This window comes from Stenotrophomonas maltophilia group sp. RY12688 (assembly GCF_052149045.1).
Classification (GTDB): Bacteria; Pseudomonadota; Gammaproteobacteria; order Xanthomonadales; family Xanthomonadaceae; genus Stenotrophomonas; species Stenotrophomonas sepilia.
In genome coordinates, this window is the sequence record NZ_CP197389.1 from 1,527,643 (window position 1) to 1,541,807 (window position 14,165).

The window sequence follows — 14,165 nt, forward strand, 5'->3', positions numbered from 1 at the left end:
CCGGCGCGATGCTGGCGGCATGGACACGTTCTCACCCGCCGCCGGCGGTCTTGCCTGGACCTTCGACCCCGACCTGCTGCGCCGGCATGACCGGCCGGGGCCGCGCTACACCTCGTATCCGACCGCGCCTCACTTCCACGATGGCTTCGATGCGCCGGCGCTGCGCCAGGCAATCGCCGACAGCAACCAGCTGGCCCGCGCGCTGTCGCTGTACGTGCATGTACCGTTCTGCTCCAGTCCCTGCTTCTACTGCGGCTGCAACCGGGTGATCACCCGCGACCGCGGCCGTGGCCACAGCTACGTCGCGCGCGTGCTGGCCGAGGCCGACCTGCTGGCGCCGCAGTTCGAGGACGGCCGTGAAGTCATCCAGCTGCACCTGGGCGGTGGCACGCCGAATTTCCTCGAGGCCGAGGCGATGACCACGCTGGTGGAAGGGCTGCGCCGGCGCTTCGATTTCAGCGATTCACCGCAGCGCGATTTCTCGATCGAACTCGATCCGCGCTTCATCGATACCCGCGATGTCGCCATGCTGGCGCGGCTGGGCTTCAACCGCGCCAGCCTGGGCGTGCAGGATTTCGACCCACAGGTACAGGAAGCGATCAACCGCGTGCAGGGCGTGCAGCAGACGCTGGACATCCTGCAGGCCTGCCGCGACAGCGGCATGCGTTCGGTCAACGTCGACCTGATCTATGGGCTGCCGGGACAGAGCCTGGAAGGGTTTGGCCGCACCCTGGAACGGGTGCTGGCATTGCGCCCGGATCGCCTGGCGGTGTACGGCTACGCACACCTGCCGCATCTGTTCCGCGCACAGAAGCAGATCGACGAACGCCGCTTGCCTTCGCCGGAAGACAAGCTGGCGCTGCTGGGCCTGGCGGTGGAGAGGCTCTCCACTGCGGGCTACCAGTACATCGGCATGGATCACTTCGCACTGCCGGAAGAAGATCTGTCACGCGCGCAGCGCGCCGGGCAGCTGCATCGCAATTTCATGGGCTATACCACCCACGCCGATACCGATCTGCTCGGCCTGGGCGTGAGTGCGATCAGCCACATCGGTGCCACCTACAGCCAGAATCCGCGCGACCTGCCGTCATGGGAGGATGCCGTGGACCAGGGGCAGTTGCCGGTGTGGCGCGGCGTGGCGCTCAGCGCCGACGACCAGCTGCGCGCAGAACTGATCCAGCAGCTGATGTGCCAGGGCGAAGTGGACGGTGCGGTGCTGGGCCAGCGCCATGGCGTGGATTTCGAGCAGTACTTCGCCGAAGACCTGCGTTCGGTGCAGCGGCTGCAGGAGGACGGTCTGGCCGAGTACCGTGACGGTGTAGTGCGCGCCAGCGAGCCTGGACGGCCGTTGCTGCGGCTGCTGGCGATGTGCTTCGACCCGTACCTGCGTGCGGCCTGCGAGCAGCCGCGCTACTCGCGTGCGATCTGACGTTCGTCGTGAAAAGTGCGATGGTGCCCGGAGCCGGAATCGAACCGGCATGGGGTTGCCCCCGGCGGATTTTAAGTCACCTGATGTAGCGCAACTATTTGATTTGTATAGGCCAGGGCAGGACTGAAATGACCTGTTTTGACCCATTCACTGCACAGAAACTGCACAGGATCAGGCCATCTTTTTGATGGCATCTGACAGGTGTTCCGGCGACAGGTGGGCATAGCGGCGGGTCATCGCCATAGAGCTGTGCCCAAGCACTTCCGACACCGTGTGCAGCGGTACGCCAGCCATGACAAGCCAGGAGGCGCAAGTGTGCCTAAGGTCATGCCAGCGGACGTGTTGCAGGCCACACGCCTCACGCGCCTTGGCCCACGAATCCCTGACCTGATCGTCTGAGGTGCCCAGCGGAAGCCGCGCTGCAATCCCTGCCACCTTCGGATGCAGAGGCACCAGTTGCAGCGTCCGCGTCTTGCTCGTTCGGTCCAGATGGATGAACCCGCCGCGTACGTCGTGAGCCGTCAGGCGCAGCAGGTGCCCGCGCCGGATGCCCGTATACGCTGCCAGCCGCACATAGTCGCCCGCCGCAGCGTTGGGGCACGCGCTAGCCAGCGCCTCAACCTGATCGAGCGTCAGGAACGTCTCTCGCGGCTTCTCTGGAAGCAGGCTAATTGCCGCTGGACGTTCCAGCCAGCCCCACTCGCGCCATGCCATCCGGCTGATCTGCCGCAGGATGCGACCCTTGTGGTTGACCGTGGCCGGAGCCTTCCCGATCTCTGCCGCCTTGATCTCCGCCCATACCTGGGCAATCTCCCCCAGCTTCCGACCAGCGATATAGGGCAGCAGCGCCCGAACGTGGGCCTTCGTCTTGGTCGCCGAGCGCAGGCGTGGCACATGGTCGGTCAACCAGCGCTCCACCGCCTCAGCAATCAGCCGTTCCGGTTCACGACCAGCCGCAACGTCTTTGACGGACGCGAGCCACTTGCGCTCGTACTCCCGCGCGTCCTTGAAGGACCAGTGGCGAGAAGTCTTGCGATACGTTCGTCCGCCGTATCCGATGGTGACTTGATAGTGTCCGTTGGGACGCTTGGTGACGGGCATACCTTTACCTTGCACTTGCCCAGCCATACGGCCAGGTCTACGGGGTGAATCCTGTCTGACTTCGGCCCTTGGCCTAATCGGCAGGCTGCCAACTCGCCATTATCGATGGCGCGGCGAAGGGTTCGGGGGTGGCAAGCGCAGTGGTCTGCCGCCTGCGCCAGGGTCATCAACTTCTCAGCTGCGCTCACGGATACGCACTCCCTTCCTGTCCAGGCTCGTTGCTGCCCGAACATTCATTGCGGTGATCGTTAGCCCTCGGGCAGCGCTTGTTCCCGCAAGTGGGGCAAAGGATCATGCGGCTGCTCAGGCCAAAGTCCGCGCAGGCATGGCACCCACACTGGTCCGTTCCCCACCGAAGACTGGCCCCACGGATGGCGTCCATTGTCCGGCGCAGGGCGTATGCATCCGCCCCTTCCTGAGCGCGATCAATCATCTCGCGCCCATTCCTTGGCTTGAACAGACTGGCCCAAGCCATGATGGTGAAGAAGCCGAACATCTTGACCCGATCAGCCGCGCCCATCCGGCACCTCCTCTCTGCACCGCGTCTTCGCTTGTTCCCGCGCCACCTCTGCTTCAATCTGCTTGCGGTAGGCTTGCTCTTCCTCATGCGCCCGCAGTTTGGCATCAGCAAAACCAATTAATACTCGGCTTGCGATATCGAGCGGAAGCATCAACAGCTGGATGAAGCCTATGACCGAGAGTAGTCCAATAGCGATCAGGATGCCCAGCGCGATTGAGTGTGCTGTACTCACGGCTTAGCCTCCTGCAGTTCATCTATCACCTCGCGGAGGATGCGGACAATCCATCGGTAATCATCCACGACTTCTTTCAACACCTGCGCCCTCGTCTCAAGCCTTCTGATAGTTTCGTTACGCTCTCGAATAGTTCTGGCATTGCGGCGGCGCTGGTGCTTGTACCTGCGAATAAGCTCGTTGTAGCTCACGGCTTCACCCCCGGGCGCGCGGCGAGCATGGCTCGATACAGGTCTGGATCAACCGGATATCCGTCCTCGAACCCGTAGCCCGCATCCAACATTTCCTTGGTCGGCTCCACCGGCACCAGCACGTAGCCGCCGTTAACAGCAGGATCGGTCGCAACGCTGACGTGCCAGTCGATCAGTTCGCGCAGTTTTGCGGCTGCAACATCCGTGGAGTCGTCAATCTTCGCCACGCCAAGTTCAGCAGCGACCAACTCGCGATCTGCTGCGGCAGCCCAGCCAGCAGACGGCCCCAACTCCGCGATCACCGACAGAATCCGGCCATCGTCGTCCTGCCGTGTGACTGCCACGGCCTGGCCTGCCTCATTGCGGGTCACGACTACATAGCCGTCGGGTGGAGTTACCGCAGACTGGTAGGCGAGCACTGCGCGTGCCGCCCTAACTTCCTCCTTTGAAAGCTCGGATGCGTCGCAGCAGTAAACGTGAGCGAGCATTTTCCGCGCCCTCTGTTCAACGTCCATCGTCGGTCTCCTTCTCAGCCCGCAGTGCGCGCTGCTTCCAGTAGTCAATGGTCTCTTCCGTGGTGGCTTCGCGGGTCAGGCGCTGAATCCATGCCTGCTGCCTGCCGTCATGCCGGATCAGGTAGCACGGCTCCTCAATGCGCCCCTCAATCTCGCCGATGAAGCAGAAGGCCCCATCGGTGGTCTCGGCCACGGCCAGCTTTCCTGAGATGGCGGTGTTCTCGATCATTCCGTCTCCTTCGGCGGCTCGGGTAGGGGCTGGTAGTGCGTCGCCTTCTGCCACTTCTCCCATTCGCCGGTTGATCCATTCTGGCCCCACCATGCCTGATGCAGCCGGTGCCAGTACGCAAGCAGAATCTCTTTGCGACCAACGATCCCAAGCATCACCCAGCTCCCATCCCTCGGCGCGCTGCTGATTGGCTTCCAGGTCATGCGGTCCTCCTCAGGCTCAGAATTGATCCCCACTGGTCAGCCATCGCTGCGGCAATACCCGGATAGGTCTTGCTGCGTTCCTTCCAGCGGTCAGGTCCGGGCGCCATACGGTGGATTCGATCCTCACGGCCTTCCACAATGTTGGTGGGTGCCAGCCGAGGCAGGCCCTTCAACCACAATGCGGTCGCCTTTGTCTCCCCGTGGCCGAACTGCCACGGTTGGATGACCTGGTCAGGCCTTCGCCATACCGAGGACATGATGCAAACCGGGTTCTCAATGGCGATCATGGGGATATCTGCCTTTGCCAGCATCATGAAGAACGACACCGCCGACTGCTGCCGCCCGTCCATGCGCTTGGCCTCGAAGTGCCGCGCACCGCTAACCGACAGGTGGGTGCATGGGGGATGGGCGATCATCAGGTCCCACGGGTAGTCCAGCACGTCGCGCACGTCGCCTTGGTAGTGCGGACCAGGAACATCGGTCGGAAGGAGATCACAGCTCATCGCCTCGTGCCCCCCCCCTATGAACTGGTCACGGACTGTGCCGCTGTACTCACAGGCGATCAGAACTCGCATACGTAGTCCTCCATTGCAGCGGTGAGCAGCTGGTCAGCCATTGGTCGGCTCCTTCTGCTGGAAGTGGTGCACGACGATGACAGCACCGGGCAGGCCGCTGTCGATCAAGGCGCGGCGGTTTGCCTCTCCATATGCGATCAGGCAGATCGGGCCGCCGCTATTGCCACGTGCCCGGGTGCCGTCCGGACGGTGGAAATGAGGCCGGTTTGCCAGCATCAGGACGGCATTGGCTCGACGCCACACGTAACGCTGGAACATCGCTGTCTCGGTGCGAGCGAAGGCCAGTGCGATCCCGTTCCCGTGATCGGCCATGCGCGCCAGCCATGCCTCGGTGTGACGCCCGAATGGCGGGTTGCACCACACCCGGCCATGCCACTCCGCAGTCAGACCATCTTCCGGCAACTCGATGTGCCGGGAGGCGGTCGGCCACGGACGCGGCGATGGCGCAGCGCACGGGTCCAGGTCGAACGTGCCGAGTGCCGCGATGATCTCTGGAGGTGTCAGCCACGTGTGAGTGGCTGCCTCCGGTCGTGCGGCGTAAGGGTGCGCACGGCTCATTTGCCCACCGCCTGGCTGTCGAGGACGCGAGCGATGATTGCCGCGTTCTCCTCTGCATCCGGCCCGACCAAGTTGCCGATGATTTCGTTCCCGTGCGAGAGCTGGTAGCAGGTTGCTTTCTTGCTCAGGCGCCAGCCGTCTGGCATTTCCCCCAGGTCCACGGCCTGCGCAGGCACTGCCGCCCACAGCGCTTCAAGATGCTCGACATATGCCGCGTAAGCCTCGTCATCCATGTTGTTGCGGAGGAATCGGTCGATAGCGTCGTATGCTGCCGAGCGACCAGCATCGGTGACGGGCTCCCCCACCGGCTGGCGTCGATCTTCCCAGCGCTGGTTGTTCCAGACGAAGCCGAGTTGCAGCAGCAGTTCCACGGCTGACTCACGGCGGCGGGTAGGGATTGCGCGTTCAAACTCCACCGGCTGGCGGGCGGCGAGGGCTGCTTGGAATGCCTCCCACATTCTTTCGGTGTCGTAGCTGCAATAACGCTGGAGACCGCCCTCCCATTGTTGGATTGGCCATCCACGGGATGTTGCCCAAGTTTCGAACTGCTCCCGCGCCTCCCCCTGACCACCCGGGGAGGGCTGGGCGGAGAGGGCGAGCAGCTGCTTGCTCAGGGTGATGCGTGCGGTGACCAGTGCATTTGCTACCTTGTAGTTGCCAGCGTGCCGAGCATCGTTGGCTGCTTCGTTCACAGTGGCGAGTGCTTGGGCCACGGCTTCCGGCAGCCCGTCCCCCAGTCTCGCCTTCCCACCGGGCTGCACGTCCGCCAGGGTCTTGTCAGTGCTCATGCTGATTCTCCTTTGACGCGGGCGAGGGCGGAAGAGAATGGCTTGCAATGCATGCCAACCCGATGGATGAACGCCTCAATCTTTTCAGCCTCCTCGATCATCTCGGCCAATGCGGCATGGGCTTCTTCAAGCGGTATCGCCCGGTGGGTGTAGCCGTCTTCTCGCATGACATCGGCGGACTCCATGATCACCGCCAGCACATCAACAGCCAGGGTCTTGTTGTCGGTGTTCATGCGTCGGCTCCCATGGCTTCGTCTATTTCCGAATCAAACTGATCTCCGTTGGCTCCGTCCAGAACTGCATTACGGCGAATCCAGTCGTAACGTTCAGCCTTGACCCGCAGCGCATCAGCCTCGCGCTCCTTCTCGCAGGCCAGCGCCACGGCATCTAGCGCGGCCTTGGCGGCGTTCTGTAGCTCAGCGCGCAGGCGCTTAATCTCTTCTCCACGCGCATCAACCTCACGCGCCTCAGCGACTGCACCCATCATGTAACCTTCAAGGTCAGCGCGCAGGCGGGCTAACTCTGCCTCGTGGTCGGAGTGGAGGACGAGTTCTCCGGTTCGAGACTGGTCGCCGTTCCAGTGGTAGCGTTTGATCCTTTCCATCACCAGCCCCCCCGCATGGACACGAATGGAATGTTGTCATCCGCGAAGTCATCCATCGGCGGCTGATCCGTAGCCCTCTGCGGCCTCTCGCGCTGCTCCTGACCGCCTCGGCGGGAGCTGGTGCCGCCTGACTGGCCCTCCTGCTTGCCGCCGAGCATCTGCATCTCATTGGCGACAATGTCCGTGGAGTACTTCTCCACGCCATCCTGGCCGGTGTACTTGTCGTACTTGAGCGAACCTTCCACGTAGACCGTGGAACCCTTGCGCAGGTACTCGCCAGCGATCTCGCCGAGCTTTCCGAAGAAGACCACACGGTGCCACTCGGTGCGTTCCTGCTGGTTGCCGTCCTTGTCCTTGCGAACGCTGGTGGTAGCAAGCGAAATGCGCGTGATGCACATGCCGCCCTGGGTGTACTTCACGTCCGGGTCGTTGCCGAGATTGCCGACCAAGATCACCTTATTGATTCCACGGGCCATTACGCTGCACTCCGATTCAGTTGGGCGAGAATTGCTTGCACATCGGCTTCCATCTGTAGGCAGGCCGATTCAAGGCGTTCGATGTACTCGTCATCCCGTGGGACGCGTTGGATGTAGATCCGATGCGATTCCGGGAAGTCCGGGTGGAAGCTGACGAAGTCCCACCACTGCCGACCGGTGACCCACAGGCCGCCTTGGATCTGCTCGATGTGTTCGGGCGGCAGGCCGGTCAGCAGCGTTTCCAGATGCACTTCACTGGACTCCGGCGACTTGATCTCGCCGCCGCCGTCATCGCCCACCAGGAAGTCGGGGGACGCGCCGATGAAGTCGTATTTGGGATGCAGGATGAACTCCGCCGGGGTGACGATCACGCCCGTCTCGGCTTGGTAGGCGGCTACAGCTGCAGGCTCGACCGTCTGGCCCCATGCCAGCGCTGCGGCCTTGACCTGTTTGCGCGGACGCAGGGTCAGTCGCTCGGCTGCAAGCTGGTGGGCGTAGTCAGTAAGGGCCTTGGGCTGCGGCTTCTGCTGACCCTTGCGGGGGCCACTCTTGAACTCGCCGCGCTCACGTTCGACCATCACGTCATTCATCCGGGACGCGGTGATCCGGCCAGCGCGGGCCGCGAACCACTCGTCGCTGCGCTGGTCGATCATTCCTGGACCTCCTCGGCAACCACGGAGGGCGCGCTTACCTTCTCAGCCTCGGCCTGGTACTTGGGCATCAGGTCGGACACTAGGCGTCGCTTCTCCTTCGGCCAGCCAGCCCACAGCTGGCGGAACGCTTCCACGCCCTTGCGTGCGGCCTCCATGGCCTCCTTGTCAGCGGCTTCGCGCTCCGGGCCAGACGGGATGGTCTGCTGGACCGCTGCAGCTGCCACCGACGACTGCGGGGTGTGCCGGCCAACGATCTCGGCCACCACTTCCTCCGGCAGGTCCTCAATGTCTTGCGTGAAAATGTCGGAGGCCGCAGTGGCGGTGATGACCGCATCGACCTGGGCGCGCTTCTTTGCCATCTTCAATATGGTGTTAGCCACGTCAGCCGGATTGGTGCGGACCTGCTTCTTCTTCTCGACGCGGCCCTGGTACTTGCTGAACTTGATGCGGCGACGGTTCTCTGGCGTTGCATCGAATTCCTCGTCGCAGATGGCCGCGCGCCAGCTGTACTTGTCCTCGGCGCTGCTGCACTCGCCGATACCGGCACCGATGAATGAGCCGCTGGCCGACAGCAAGTTCACCGTCACGCGGTAGGCAATCTCGCCGCCCTCGGACAGGTCCGTAACCTCCGGCTTGGCTGCAAGCCGGAACGTCGCCATCAGCTTCTCGGCGCCAGCCTTGTAGAGGCTCTTGGACTTGGTGCCGGGGATGGTCCCGTAGTGGGTCCCATCACGCATGACCTCGATCATGACGTCCTGCATCAGGTTCACCTGGGCGCGGACATCTGCGGCCGTCAGGGAGCGCGACCCGTAGGTGTCTACCGCTGGTTGGAACTGCACTACTGCGTTCATGTGTGCCTCTATGTAGGTGCCAGCGCTTGTGAGCGACAGGGCAGGGGATTGGGTGGAGGGGCCGGTGGTGTGTCTCCGGCTTGGGGCTACGGCTTGTCCGGATTGCCCTCTTTCTGTTCCTGTTAAGAACGGGCTCCAGTCGGTGCGAAACCAACCTACCCGTGGGCGTTTTGAGCTTGCCGTCTCTCTCGCTGCACTCGTTGCTGCGGATCACCACTCCGCACTCCCTCCGTAGAACTCAGCCCCGCTTACTCGGCGGCAGGCTTCTTGTCTTGTTCGTCGGCTACGAGCTTCTGCAGGCCCTGCTTAGCAAGCTTGTAAAGGTCGCCCGCCTCAGCCTGGAATCGCTCGTTGTTAGCGATTGCGGGGATGACGATCATCGCTGCTGCTGTTTTGCTGGACGGCAGGAGGGCCGCGAGCATCATCGATGTTGCTGCAATGATGATTGCCTTCTTGAAGGTCCGCCCCGCACTCCGCACGCTTGCGTCGTACTTGCTGTATTCCTGAGATCCGTGGGAGGTCCTGCTGTCCGCATAGATTTTTCTCAGTGTCTTTGCAGTGTCGTACTTGAATGCAGCTACGATGCTTGCAATGACTAGAGCGATAGAGATGACAACAAGGGCTGCGCTAATGCTGTCGAGCTGCATCACCATGTAGATCTGCCATGCGTTGATCATTTCCTAACTCCTTCATGTTCGGTGGTGAGCGGCGGCTGCTTGAATCGGTCGTTGCGCTTCTTGCGGATGATGTGCAGCTCGTCGTAGATGAAGAACGCATCGATCAGGGCGACCAACAGTGCGCAGGCCGTGATGTGATACGCCTCGTACTTGTAGGTGAACCACGCAGCCCAGCAGAGGAAGACGATCAGGCCGATGCACGAAGCCAATACCAGGTAGTGGGTGCGCATTAGGCTTCTCCCGTGGCCTTGGCGATGGCGGCGCGTGCGAGTGCCAGGTTCTCGAATGGGGAAGGCTCGTAGCACTCGCCGTACTTGTCTTCGACTAGCTCCGCTTCGAGCCGGATCAGCGCTTCCAGCAGATCCGGCGCGGCGGCGATCAGGCGGGCGTTGGCGATGCTCACCTCTTCGCTGCACTCGAGCGTTCCTGTTACCTCGATGTGCGATCCCGCATCCCTTCGTTCCCAGCAACTGGCGATGGTCTTGTGGTCAGCGGTCTGCACTTCGCAGAGAAATTTCGGGTCGATGATCCAAGGGCCCGGCGTGTGCTTACTCATCGCAATCCCCCTGTGCGCAAGGGCCATGGTTCGTCTCGTCGGCGTCTACCGGCCCGAAGTCATGAAGGCAGCCAATGCAGCGCCTGTCTGGATTTCTCTCTCCACATCCACCACACATGACGCCCAGCGGATCGGGCTTCGGGATGGAGGGGAAGAGTCGGTTGAAGTCAGAGTCTAGGTGGGCGCGGATGGTCATTTCGATGCCTCAATCTCGGCATCCAGTTCCTCTTCCCACGCGCAACTGTGCTGGTCGCGGAGGAACCGGTATCTCGCCGCATCCTCTTCCAGCGACGACACCTTTTCGGTCAGCTGCATCACGCGGCCTTCCAGCGTCCTGTTCTTGGCGGACAGCTCGTCGGCGACCTTGATCCAATCGCCAAGCAATTCCGTATGCGTCTTTCCAGTCACAACACAACTCCATTAACGATGAGTGCCAGCTTCGTCAGCACGTAGGCCGCGATCAGCGCCATTGCTGCCAGCGGGGCGTAGGGGGAGAGGAGGAAGCGGGTCATGGGCGGCGCTCCAAGGTGTTTGAGGCCGGCACAGAATCTCCTGCAAACTTGATTGGCTGCCCGCCTTTCCACGCATGGTGGGACGCATCCCAGCTCGGCTCACTCGCGTACCAAAACCAGCAGCCGCTTCCATCCATTGCAAGAAACTCGGCACCAAACGGCGCATCCTTCCAATCCGGCTTCACGCAGCCCCCTTCGGCCCGTGGCCCAGGTTGTGTTGACGCGTCGACTCCCACAGCGCGTTCTGCGCCTGCTTCGTGCAGCCAGAAGCCATGAAGTCGCGTTCTACCTTCCGGCGATCCAGCCCGTTGCGAGCGCAGTGGGCGCGGATGCTCTGCAACATGTGCAGCTGGAAGTCGGTCTGTACCGGGAACTGGATGACCATTAGCTGTTCCTCACGTCAGAGAAGAGACGGGCCTGCTCATCGACCTTGTTGTCGAGACTCAGGGCCAGCTTGAACAGAGCCATTGCGTTCACTGCCTCGGGCGCGCTCAGGCCGGGGATTCGTGACAGCTTCGAAAGGACCGGAAGCGCATCGACCAGGGCCTGCACCATTTCGCCGACCCGTTCCTCTTCAATGCACTCGTTGGCCACGTCGTTGATCGCGTCCCAACGCTCGGAGTCATCCGGCAGGCGGGCGTCGTAGCTCCGCTGGGCGTTGCGGGCGATGTCGTTGGCGGTGTGCAGGCCCATGGCTCAGACCTCCGCCTTACCAGCAGCGATCAGCTGCTCGCCGATGGTCACGGCTTCGGAGGGGAGGAGGGCAATCATCAGGGTCAGCAGGCCGCTGGCCGAAGACAGCCAAACCTCGTCTTCTCGGCGTTCGATGGTTACGACGGATTGCTCGTCGGTTCCTTCCGATGCCCTGACCAGCTCAACTTCAAAGGTCTTGTCCACTGCCTTCGTCTCCTAGCCCCTGGCCCGGTAGTGGGTGTGGTGGGGCGTTGGAGATAAGGTAAGCCGCGCTTACTATGGAGTCAAGCAAAACTTACATCGTTGCGTAAGCGAATTATGAACGGCATGAATTCCGTTCATAAAAAAGGCCCCTAGGGGGCCTTTGGTGCTGTGTCTAGATCGATCGCCTCACAAGCCGCACTCGAGGCCCGTGAACTATGTAGATAAGAGCCTTATACACGCCAAGAAGTGATCCCCAAACGATGGCAGAGAAGAGGCCAGCGTAAAACAGCCCCTCGAGCAATTCGGACCGATCCGTCTTCATGTAAGACGAGTACTTCAACTCTGCCTTCTTCTCGATACTCTCTATCACCCTGGCGTCTGAGTATTCGTTTCTCGGCGATGGAATCTGTTCAGGGCGAGTGATGAAGTTCGACGACACCATGCTATTCACAATGTCGGATGCCTTGGTGAAGTCGCCGCAATAGGCAATCGAACTAATCGTCTCTGGATAGCTGACTGCCCAACACTTGCTCTCCACACCCTGGGCCTTGTAGCCAGGCTGCCAAGAGTAGTTGTACTCGTGGGTTCTCGATCCCTCCCAGGCCAGATAGACAGCTACTAATGTGAGGAAGAGCCAAAAAAGCCCAGCAAGGACGTTGAACAAACGATGCCACCACTTTTCCTCAACTTCTCTGATTTCCATATCCGCCCCCTTTTCTTTAGTTGAACCTGTCGATCCTGTTGCGCAGATAGACCTTCCCGCCAATCAGCGTTCCGTCCGGAATCGGGAATGGGGCGCCATAGCTCGGGTTCTCGCTCGCAACATGGATTACGCCTCTGTCGAGTAGGCGCTTGATCTGATGCCCGTTGCCCATGTTGATCAGGTAGACGCCATCTCCATCAAAAGACGTAACCCCCGTGTCTACCACCACCGTGTCTCCGGGCTGGATCAGGGGAATCATCGAGTCGCCACGTCCAGCGATCAGGCACAGCCGACCTGGCGGCGGCATATACCCAACGATGCTACGGATGTAGCTCGATTCGAAGTCGATTGCCCGAATGACCTCAGGGGCGTCCAGGTTTTCAATCTCGCTTCCCATGCCAGCCTCCGCATCTAGTTGACGGACGCGAACATATCCCGGCTCACTCTCAATCTCTGAGACTTCTGAGACTGAATGTGAAGAAGGCATCACAAGGTCGGAGTCGTCGTCATAGAGCCACGCCAATGGCGCGCCTGTAACCCGCGAAAAGTCCTTCAGGTTGTCTCTAGACGGGGTAGTTCTCTTCTCGGCCTGCATGGCTTCCCACTGTGCTACGGCGGCGCGGCTGATACCCAGCTTCGCGCCGACTTGCTCTTGAGTCATTCCCGCCGTGGTGCGGGCCAGCTTGATGCGTTGCCAGAGGGAGCTTTTCATCCCGGCATTGTGTAAGAACGCCTTACGCGTTTCCACGTAAGCGACACTTGACACGCAAGGTAAGACAGGCTTACTGTGCTTACCCATGAAGAACATCTCCCTCAAAGCGCTTGGTGGTCCCGCCCATATCGGACGGGTGTGCGGTGTTTCCTCTCAGGCCGTGAGCCAGTGGAAGAGGGTGCCTGCGGAATACGTGCTGGCGATTGAAGAGGCCACTGGCGTCTCCCGCCACGACCTCCGCCCCGACGTGTTCGGACCGGCTCCAAAGAAGAAGCGGACTCCCAGAGCCGCCTAGGGCATTTCTCACTTCGATTTCTCCCTCATTGACAAGGCTCCATCTATGTACGCAGACCCCACACACCTCCGCGACAACCCGATCAAGGTCCGTTTCAACGACTCGGAAAAGGCAGTGATCGAGGCTCTCGCCAACTTCAACGGTCGTCAGCCCGCAGTGTTCGTGCGGGAGCTGGTCCTGGCTGGGATTGCTTCTCTCGAACAGCGTAGCTCCGACCGCGATGCCGCCTGAAGGTCCATACAAGTCCCCGGGGAGGGCCTATGGAAATACAGCTGTCGCGCGATGAGCGCCGAAGGCTTGAGGAATACGCGGAGGCCCAAGGGCTTCCACTGCACGAAGCACTGATCCACGCCGCCCGCGCTGAGCTTGATAGGCGCTATCGGCTCCCAGCCCAGCACGGCTCCGTTGTTCCTTTTCAGGCCCTGAAACGTGACGCCCCAGACACCTAAGAAGAAGACGACTCACCCCTGGCGCAACTTCTCACCCGGCTGGCTACAGCGGGGAGCAGACAAAGCCCGCGCCGACCGAGTCATCCCGCTACACGCCCGCCCGATCAAGGGCTGAGGAATCCACATGAACCATCCAGCTCGCTACACCGATCCCAGCAGCAGCCACGAAGCCGCAGCGCACCTGGTGTCGTCTGGCGCTCAGGCTCAGCAGCACTCGCAGGCCGCTTCGGCGGTCCGCAAGTACCCGGGCCTGACCAGCCTGGAACTGGCCCGTGCTACCGGGCTGGATCGCTTCATGTTGGCCCGTCGACTGCCCGAGCTGGAAAAGCAGGGCCTCATTCGGCGCGGGATGGTCCGCAAGTGTTCGGCCAGCAATGGCCGCAGCGGCTGCACGTGGTTCCCGATCAGCAGTGACGAAGGTCCGAAGGCCGCCTGAGCC

Annotated in this window: 26 protein-coding genes and 1 pseudogene; 4 read left to right on the forward strand and 23 right to left on the reverse strand. The window is 61.6% G+C overall.

Annotated features, from left to right (window positions below; translation table 11 throughout):
* The first annotated feature begins 19 nt into the window (after positions 1-19).
* Entirely contained in the window at positions 20-1,429 is a 1,410-nt protein-coding gene (hemN, locus tag ACS0OT_RS07100) for an oxygen-independent coproporphyrinogen III oxidase (protein ID WP_053500383.1), read from the forward strand.
* A gap of 171 nt (positions 1,430-1,600) precedes the next feature.
* On the opposite strand, the gene ACS0OT_RS07105 is transcribed toward hemN, so the two are convergent.
* The 23 genes and pseudogenes from ACS0OT_RS07105 to ACS0OT_RS07215 form a co-directional block, all read right to left on the reverse strand.
* Positions 1,601-2,530, reverse strand: a complete 930-nt coding sequence (locus ACS0OT_RS07105; RefSeq protein ID WP_442256104.1) for a tyrosine-type recombinase/integrase — start codon at positions 2,528-2,530, stop codon at positions 1,601-1,603.
* 26 nt (positions 2,531-2,556) lie between these two features.
* Positions 2,557-2,763 (reverse strand): annotated as a pseudogene (locus tag ACS0OT_RS07110) (helix-turn-helix domain-containing protein); the annotation flags it as partial.
* Between the two features lie 273 nt (positions 2,764-3,036).
* The gene (locus tag ACS0OT_RS07115) at positions 3,037-3,282 is read right to left on the reverse strand and encodes a hypothetical protein (protein WP_442256105.1); all 246 of its coding nucleotides are present in this window, start codon (positions 3,280-3,282) and stop codon (positions 3,037-3,039) included.
* Between the two features lie 187 nt (positions 3,283-3,469).
* The gene (locus tag ACS0OT_RS07120) at positions 3,470-3,988 is read right to left on the reverse strand and encodes a hypothetical protein (RefSeq protein ID WP_442256106.1); all 519 of its coding nucleotides are present in this window, start codon (positions 3,986-3,988) and stop codon (positions 3,470-3,472) included.
* Positions 3,978-4,217, reverse strand: coding sequence for a hypothetical protein (locus tag ACS0OT_RS07125; protein WP_442256107.1), 240 nt, complete (start codon positions 4,215-4,217; stop codon positions 3,978-3,980). The genes ACS0OT_RS07120 and ACS0OT_RS07125 overlap by 11 nt, the downstream gene beginning before the upstream one ends.
* The gene (locus ACS0OT_RS07130; RefSeq protein WP_442256108.1) at positions 4,214-4,420 is read right to left on the reverse strand and encodes a hypothetical protein; all 207 of its coding nucleotides are present in this window, start codon (positions 4,418-4,420) and stop codon (positions 4,214-4,216) included. The genes ACS0OT_RS07125 and ACS0OT_RS07130 overlap by 4 nt, the downstream gene beginning before the upstream one ends.
* On the reverse strand, positions 4,417-4,995 hold the full coding sequence (locus ACS0OT_RS07135) for a hypothetical protein (protein WP_442256109.1): 579 nt from the start codon (positions 4,993-4,995) through the stop codon (positions 4,417-4,419). The genes ACS0OT_RS07130 and ACS0OT_RS07135 overlap by 4 nt, the downstream gene beginning before the upstream one ends.
* Before the next feature lie 33 nt (positions 4,996-5,028).
* Complete coding sequence (locus tag ACS0OT_RS07140; protein ID WP_442256110.1) at positions 5,029-5,553, reverse strand: DNA N-6-adenine-methyltransferase; 525 nt, start codon at positions 5,551-5,553, stop codon at positions 5,029-5,031.
* Positions 5,550-6,341, reverse strand: coding sequence for a hypothetical protein (locus ACS0OT_RS07145; protein ID WP_442256111.1), 792 nt, complete (start codon positions 6,339-6,341; stop codon positions 5,550-5,552). The genes ACS0OT_RS07140 and ACS0OT_RS07145 overlap by 4 nt, the downstream gene beginning before the upstream one ends.
* Positions 6,338-6,574 carry a hypothetical protein gene (locus ACS0OT_RS07150; RefSeq protein WP_442256112.1) on the reverse strand — a complete coding sequence of 79 codons (237 nt, stop codon included), beginning with the start codon at positions 6,572-6,574 and terminating at the stop codon, positions 6,338-6,340. Before ACS0OT_RS07150 ends, ACS0OT_RS07145 begins: the two co-directional genes overlap by 4 nt.
* On the reverse strand, positions 6,571-6,945 hold the full coding sequence (locus ACS0OT_RS07155) for a hypothetical protein (RefSeq protein WP_442256113.1): 375 nt from the start codon (positions 6,943-6,945) through the stop codon (positions 6,571-6,573). Before ACS0OT_RS07155 ends, ACS0OT_RS07150 begins: the two co-directional genes overlap by 4 nt.
* The gene (locus ACS0OT_RS07160; RefSeq protein WP_442256114.1) at positions 6,945-7,421 is read right to left on the reverse strand and encodes a single-stranded DNA-binding protein; all 477 of its coding nucleotides are present in this window, start codon (positions 7,419-7,421) and stop codon (positions 6,945-6,947) included. The genes ACS0OT_RS07155 and ACS0OT_RS07160 overlap by 1 nt, the downstream gene beginning before the upstream one ends.
* Positions 7,421-8,074: a lambda exonuclease family protein gene (locus ACS0OT_RS07165; protein ID WP_442256115.1), complete on the reverse strand. Its 654-nt coding sequence runs from the start codon at positions 8,072-8,074 to the stop codon at positions 7,421-7,423. The genes ACS0OT_RS07160 and ACS0OT_RS07165 overlap by 1 nt, the downstream gene beginning before the upstream one ends.
* The gene (locus ACS0OT_RS07170; protein ID WP_442256116.1) at positions 8,071-8,844 is read right to left on the reverse strand and encodes a hypothetical protein; all 774 of its coding nucleotides are present in this window, start codon (positions 8,842-8,844) and stop codon (positions 8,071-8,073) included. Before ACS0OT_RS07170 ends, ACS0OT_RS07165 begins: the two co-directional genes overlap by 4 nt.
* A 329-nt stretch (positions 8,845-9,173) precedes the next feature.
* On the reverse strand, positions 9,174-9,602 hold the full coding sequence (locus tag ACS0OT_RS07175; RefSeq protein WP_442256117.1) for a hypothetical protein: 429 nt from the start codon (positions 9,600-9,602) through the stop codon (positions 9,174-9,176).
* The gene (locus ACS0OT_RS07180; RefSeq protein WP_372483801.1) at positions 9,599-9,832 is read right to left on the reverse strand and encodes a hypothetical protein; all 234 of its coding nucleotides are present in this window, start codon (positions 9,830-9,832) and stop codon (positions 9,599-9,601) included. The genes ACS0OT_RS07175 and ACS0OT_RS07180 overlap by 4 nt, the downstream gene beginning before the upstream one ends.
* Positions 9,832-10,158 (reverse strand): hypothetical protein, encoded by a 327-nt coding sequence (locus tag ACS0OT_RS07185; protein ID WP_442256118.1) that lies wholly within the window; start codon positions 10,156-10,158, stop codon positions 9,832-9,834. Before ACS0OT_RS07185 ends, ACS0OT_RS07180 begins: the two co-directional genes overlap by 1 nt.
* Before the next feature lie 192 nt (positions 10,159-10,350).
* Complete coding sequence (locus ACS0OT_RS07190; RefSeq protein ID WP_053505080.1) at positions 10,351-10,566, reverse strand: hypothetical protein; 216 nt, start codon at positions 10,564-10,566, stop codon at positions 10,351-10,353.
* Between the two features lie 285 nt (positions 10,567-10,851).
* Positions 10,852-11,055 (reverse strand): hypothetical protein, encoded by a 204-nt coding sequence (locus tag ACS0OT_RS07195; RefSeq protein ID WP_442256119.1) that lies wholly within the window; start codon positions 11,053-11,055, stop codon positions 10,852-10,854.
* Complete coding sequence (locus ACS0OT_RS07200; RefSeq protein ID WP_442256120.1) at positions 11,055-11,363, reverse strand: hypothetical protein; 309 nt, start codon at positions 11,361-11,363, stop codon at positions 11,055-11,057. The genes ACS0OT_RS07195 and ACS0OT_RS07200 overlap by 1 nt, the downstream gene beginning before the upstream one ends.
* Before the next feature lie 3 nt (positions 11,364-11,366).
* On the reverse strand, positions 11,367-11,567 hold the full coding sequence (locus ACS0OT_RS07205; protein WP_442256121.1) for a hypothetical protein: 201 nt from the start codon (positions 11,565-11,567) through the stop codon (positions 11,367-11,369).
* Positions 11,568-11,739: 172 nt separating this feature from the next.
* A complete protein-coding gene (locus ACS0OT_RS07210; RefSeq protein WP_442256122.1) occupies positions 11,740-12,270 on the reverse strand; it encodes a hypothetical protein in 531 nt (176 codons plus the stop codon).
* A 16-nt stretch (positions 12,271-12,286) separates the two neighbouring features.
* On the reverse strand, positions 12,287-12,982 hold the full coding sequence (locus ACS0OT_RS07215; protein WP_442256123.1) for a S24 family peptidase: 696 nt from the start codon (positions 12,980-12,982) through the stop codon (positions 12,287-12,289).
* An 85-nt stretch (positions 12,983-13,067) separates the two neighbouring features.
* On the opposite strand from ACS0OT_RS07215, the gene ACS0OT_RS07220 reads away from it, so the two are divergent.
* The 3 genes from ACS0OT_RS07220 to ACS0OT_RS07230 all read left to right on the forward strand — a co-directional run bounded on the left by ACS0OT_RS07220 (position 13,068) and on the right by ACS0OT_RS07230 (position 14,162).
* Complete coding sequence (locus ACS0OT_RS07220; RefSeq protein ID WP_442256124.1) at positions 13,068-13,277, forward strand: transcriptional regulator; 210 nt, start codon at positions 13,068-13,070, stop codon at positions 13,275-13,277.
* A gap of 45 nt (positions 13,278-13,322) precedes the next feature.
* Positions 13,323-13,508 (forward strand): hypothetical protein, encoded by a 186-nt coding sequence (locus tag ACS0OT_RS07225; RefSeq protein ID WP_019658943.1) that lies wholly within the window; start codon positions 13,323-13,325, stop codon positions 13,506-13,508.
* Positions 13,509-13,850: 342 nt separating this feature from the next.
* The gene (locus ACS0OT_RS07230) at positions 13,851-14,162 is read left to right on the forward strand and encodes a winged helix-turn-helix transcriptional regulator (RefSeq protein ID WP_442256125.1); all 312 of its coding nucleotides are present in this window, start codon (positions 13,851-13,853) and stop codon (positions 14,160-14,162) included.
* The last annotated feature ends 3 nt before the right edge of the window (positions 14,163-14,165 follow it).

What these genes read in the sequence shown, in the direction of transcription:
- hemN (WP_053500383.1), top strand. Translation starts at nt 20, where the DNA reads ATGGACACGTTCTCACCCGCCGCCGGCGGTCTTGCCTGGACCTTCGAC.
- ACS0OT_RS07105 (WP_442256104.1), bottom strand. Translation starts at nt 2,530, where the DNA reads ATGCCCGTCACCAAGCGTCCCAACGGACACTATCAAGTCACCATCGGA.
- ACS0OT_RS07120 (WP_442256106.1), bottom strand. Translation starts at nt 3,988, where the DNA reads ATGGACGTTGAACAGAGGGCGCGGAAAATGCTCGCTCACGTTTACTGC.
- ACS0OT_RS07125 (WP_442256107.1), bottom strand. Translation starts at nt 4,217, where the DNA reads ATGATCGAGAACACCGCCATCTCAGGAAAGCTGGCCGTGGCCGAGACC.
- ACS0OT_RS07130 (WP_442256108.1), bottom strand. Translation starts at nt 4,420, where the DNA reads ATGACCTGGAAGCCAATCAGCAGCGCGCCGAGGGATGGGAGCTGGGTG.
- ACS0OT_RS07135 (WP_442256109.1), bottom strand. Translation starts at nt 4,995, where the DNA reads ATGCGAGTTCTGATCGCCTGTGAGTACAGCGGCACAGTCCGTGACCAG.
- ACS0OT_RS07140 (WP_442256110.1), bottom strand. Translation starts at nt 5,553, where the DNA reads ATGAGCCGTGCGCACCCTTACGCCGCACGACCGGAGGCAGCCACTCAC.
- ACS0OT_RS07145 (WP_442256111.1), bottom strand. Translation starts at nt 6,341, where the DNA reads ATGAGCACTGACAAGACCCTGGCGGACGTGCAGCCCGGTGGGAAGGCG.
- ACS0OT_RS07150 (WP_442256112.1), bottom strand. Translation starts at nt 6,574, where the DNA reads ATGAACACCGACAACAAGACCCTGGCTGTTGATGTGCTGGCGGTGATC.
- ACS0OT_RS07155 (WP_442256113.1), bottom strand. Translation starts at nt 6,945, where the DNA reads ATGGAAAGGATCAAACGCTACCACTGGAACGGCGACCAGTCTCGAACC.
- ACS0OT_RS07160 (WP_442256114.1), bottom strand. Translation starts at nt 7,421, where the DNA reads ATGGCCCGTGGAATCAATAAGGTGATCTTGGTCGGCAATCTCGGCAAC.
- ACS0OT_RS07165 (WP_442256115.1), bottom strand. Translation starts at nt 8,074, where the DNA reads ATGATCGACCAGCGCAGCGACGAGTGGTTCGCGGCCCGCGCTGGCCGG.
- ACS0OT_RS07175 (WP_442256117.1), bottom strand. Translation starts at nt 9,602, where the DNA reads ATGATCAACGCATGGCAGATCTACATGGTGATGCAGCTCGACAGCATT.
- ACS0OT_RS07180 (WP_372483801.1), bottom strand. Translation starts at nt 9,832, where the DNA reads ATGCGCACCCACTACCTGGTATTGGCTTCGTGCATCGGCCTGATCGTC.
- ACS0OT_RS07185 (WP_442256118.1), bottom strand. Translation starts at nt 10,158, where the DNA reads ATGAGTAAGCACACGCCGGGCCCTTGGATCATCGACCCGAAATTTCTC.
- ACS0OT_RS07195 (WP_442256119.1), bottom strand. Translation starts at nt 11,055, where the DNA reads ATGGTCATCCAGTTCCCGGTACAGACCGACTTCCAGCTGCACATGTTG.
- ACS0OT_RS07200 (WP_442256120.1), bottom strand. Translation starts at nt 11,363, where the DNA reads ATGGGCCTGCACACCGCCAACGACATCGCCCGCAACGCCCAGCGGAGC.
- ACS0OT_RS07210 (WP_442256122.1), bottom strand. Translation starts at nt 12,270, where the DNA reads ATGGAAATCAGAGAAGTTGAGGAAAAGTGGTGGCATCGTTTGTTCAAC.
- ACS0OT_RS07215 (WP_442256123.1), bottom strand. Translation starts at nt 12,982, where the DNA reads ATGAAAAGCTCCCTCTGGCAACGCATCAAGCTGGCCCGCACCACGGCG.
- ACS0OT_RS07220 (WP_442256124.1), top strand. Translation starts at nt 13,068, where the DNA reads ATGAAGAACATCTCCCTCAAAGCGCTTGGTGGTCCCGCCCATATCGGA.
- ACS0OT_RS07225 (WP_019658943.1), top strand. Translation starts at nt 13,323, where the DNA reads ATGTACGCAGACCCCACACACCTCCGCGACAACCCGATCAAGGTCCGT.
- ACS0OT_RS07230 (WP_442256125.1), top strand. Translation starts at nt 13,851, where the DNA reads ATGAACCATCCAGCTCGCTACACCGATCCCAGCAGCAGCCACGAAGCC.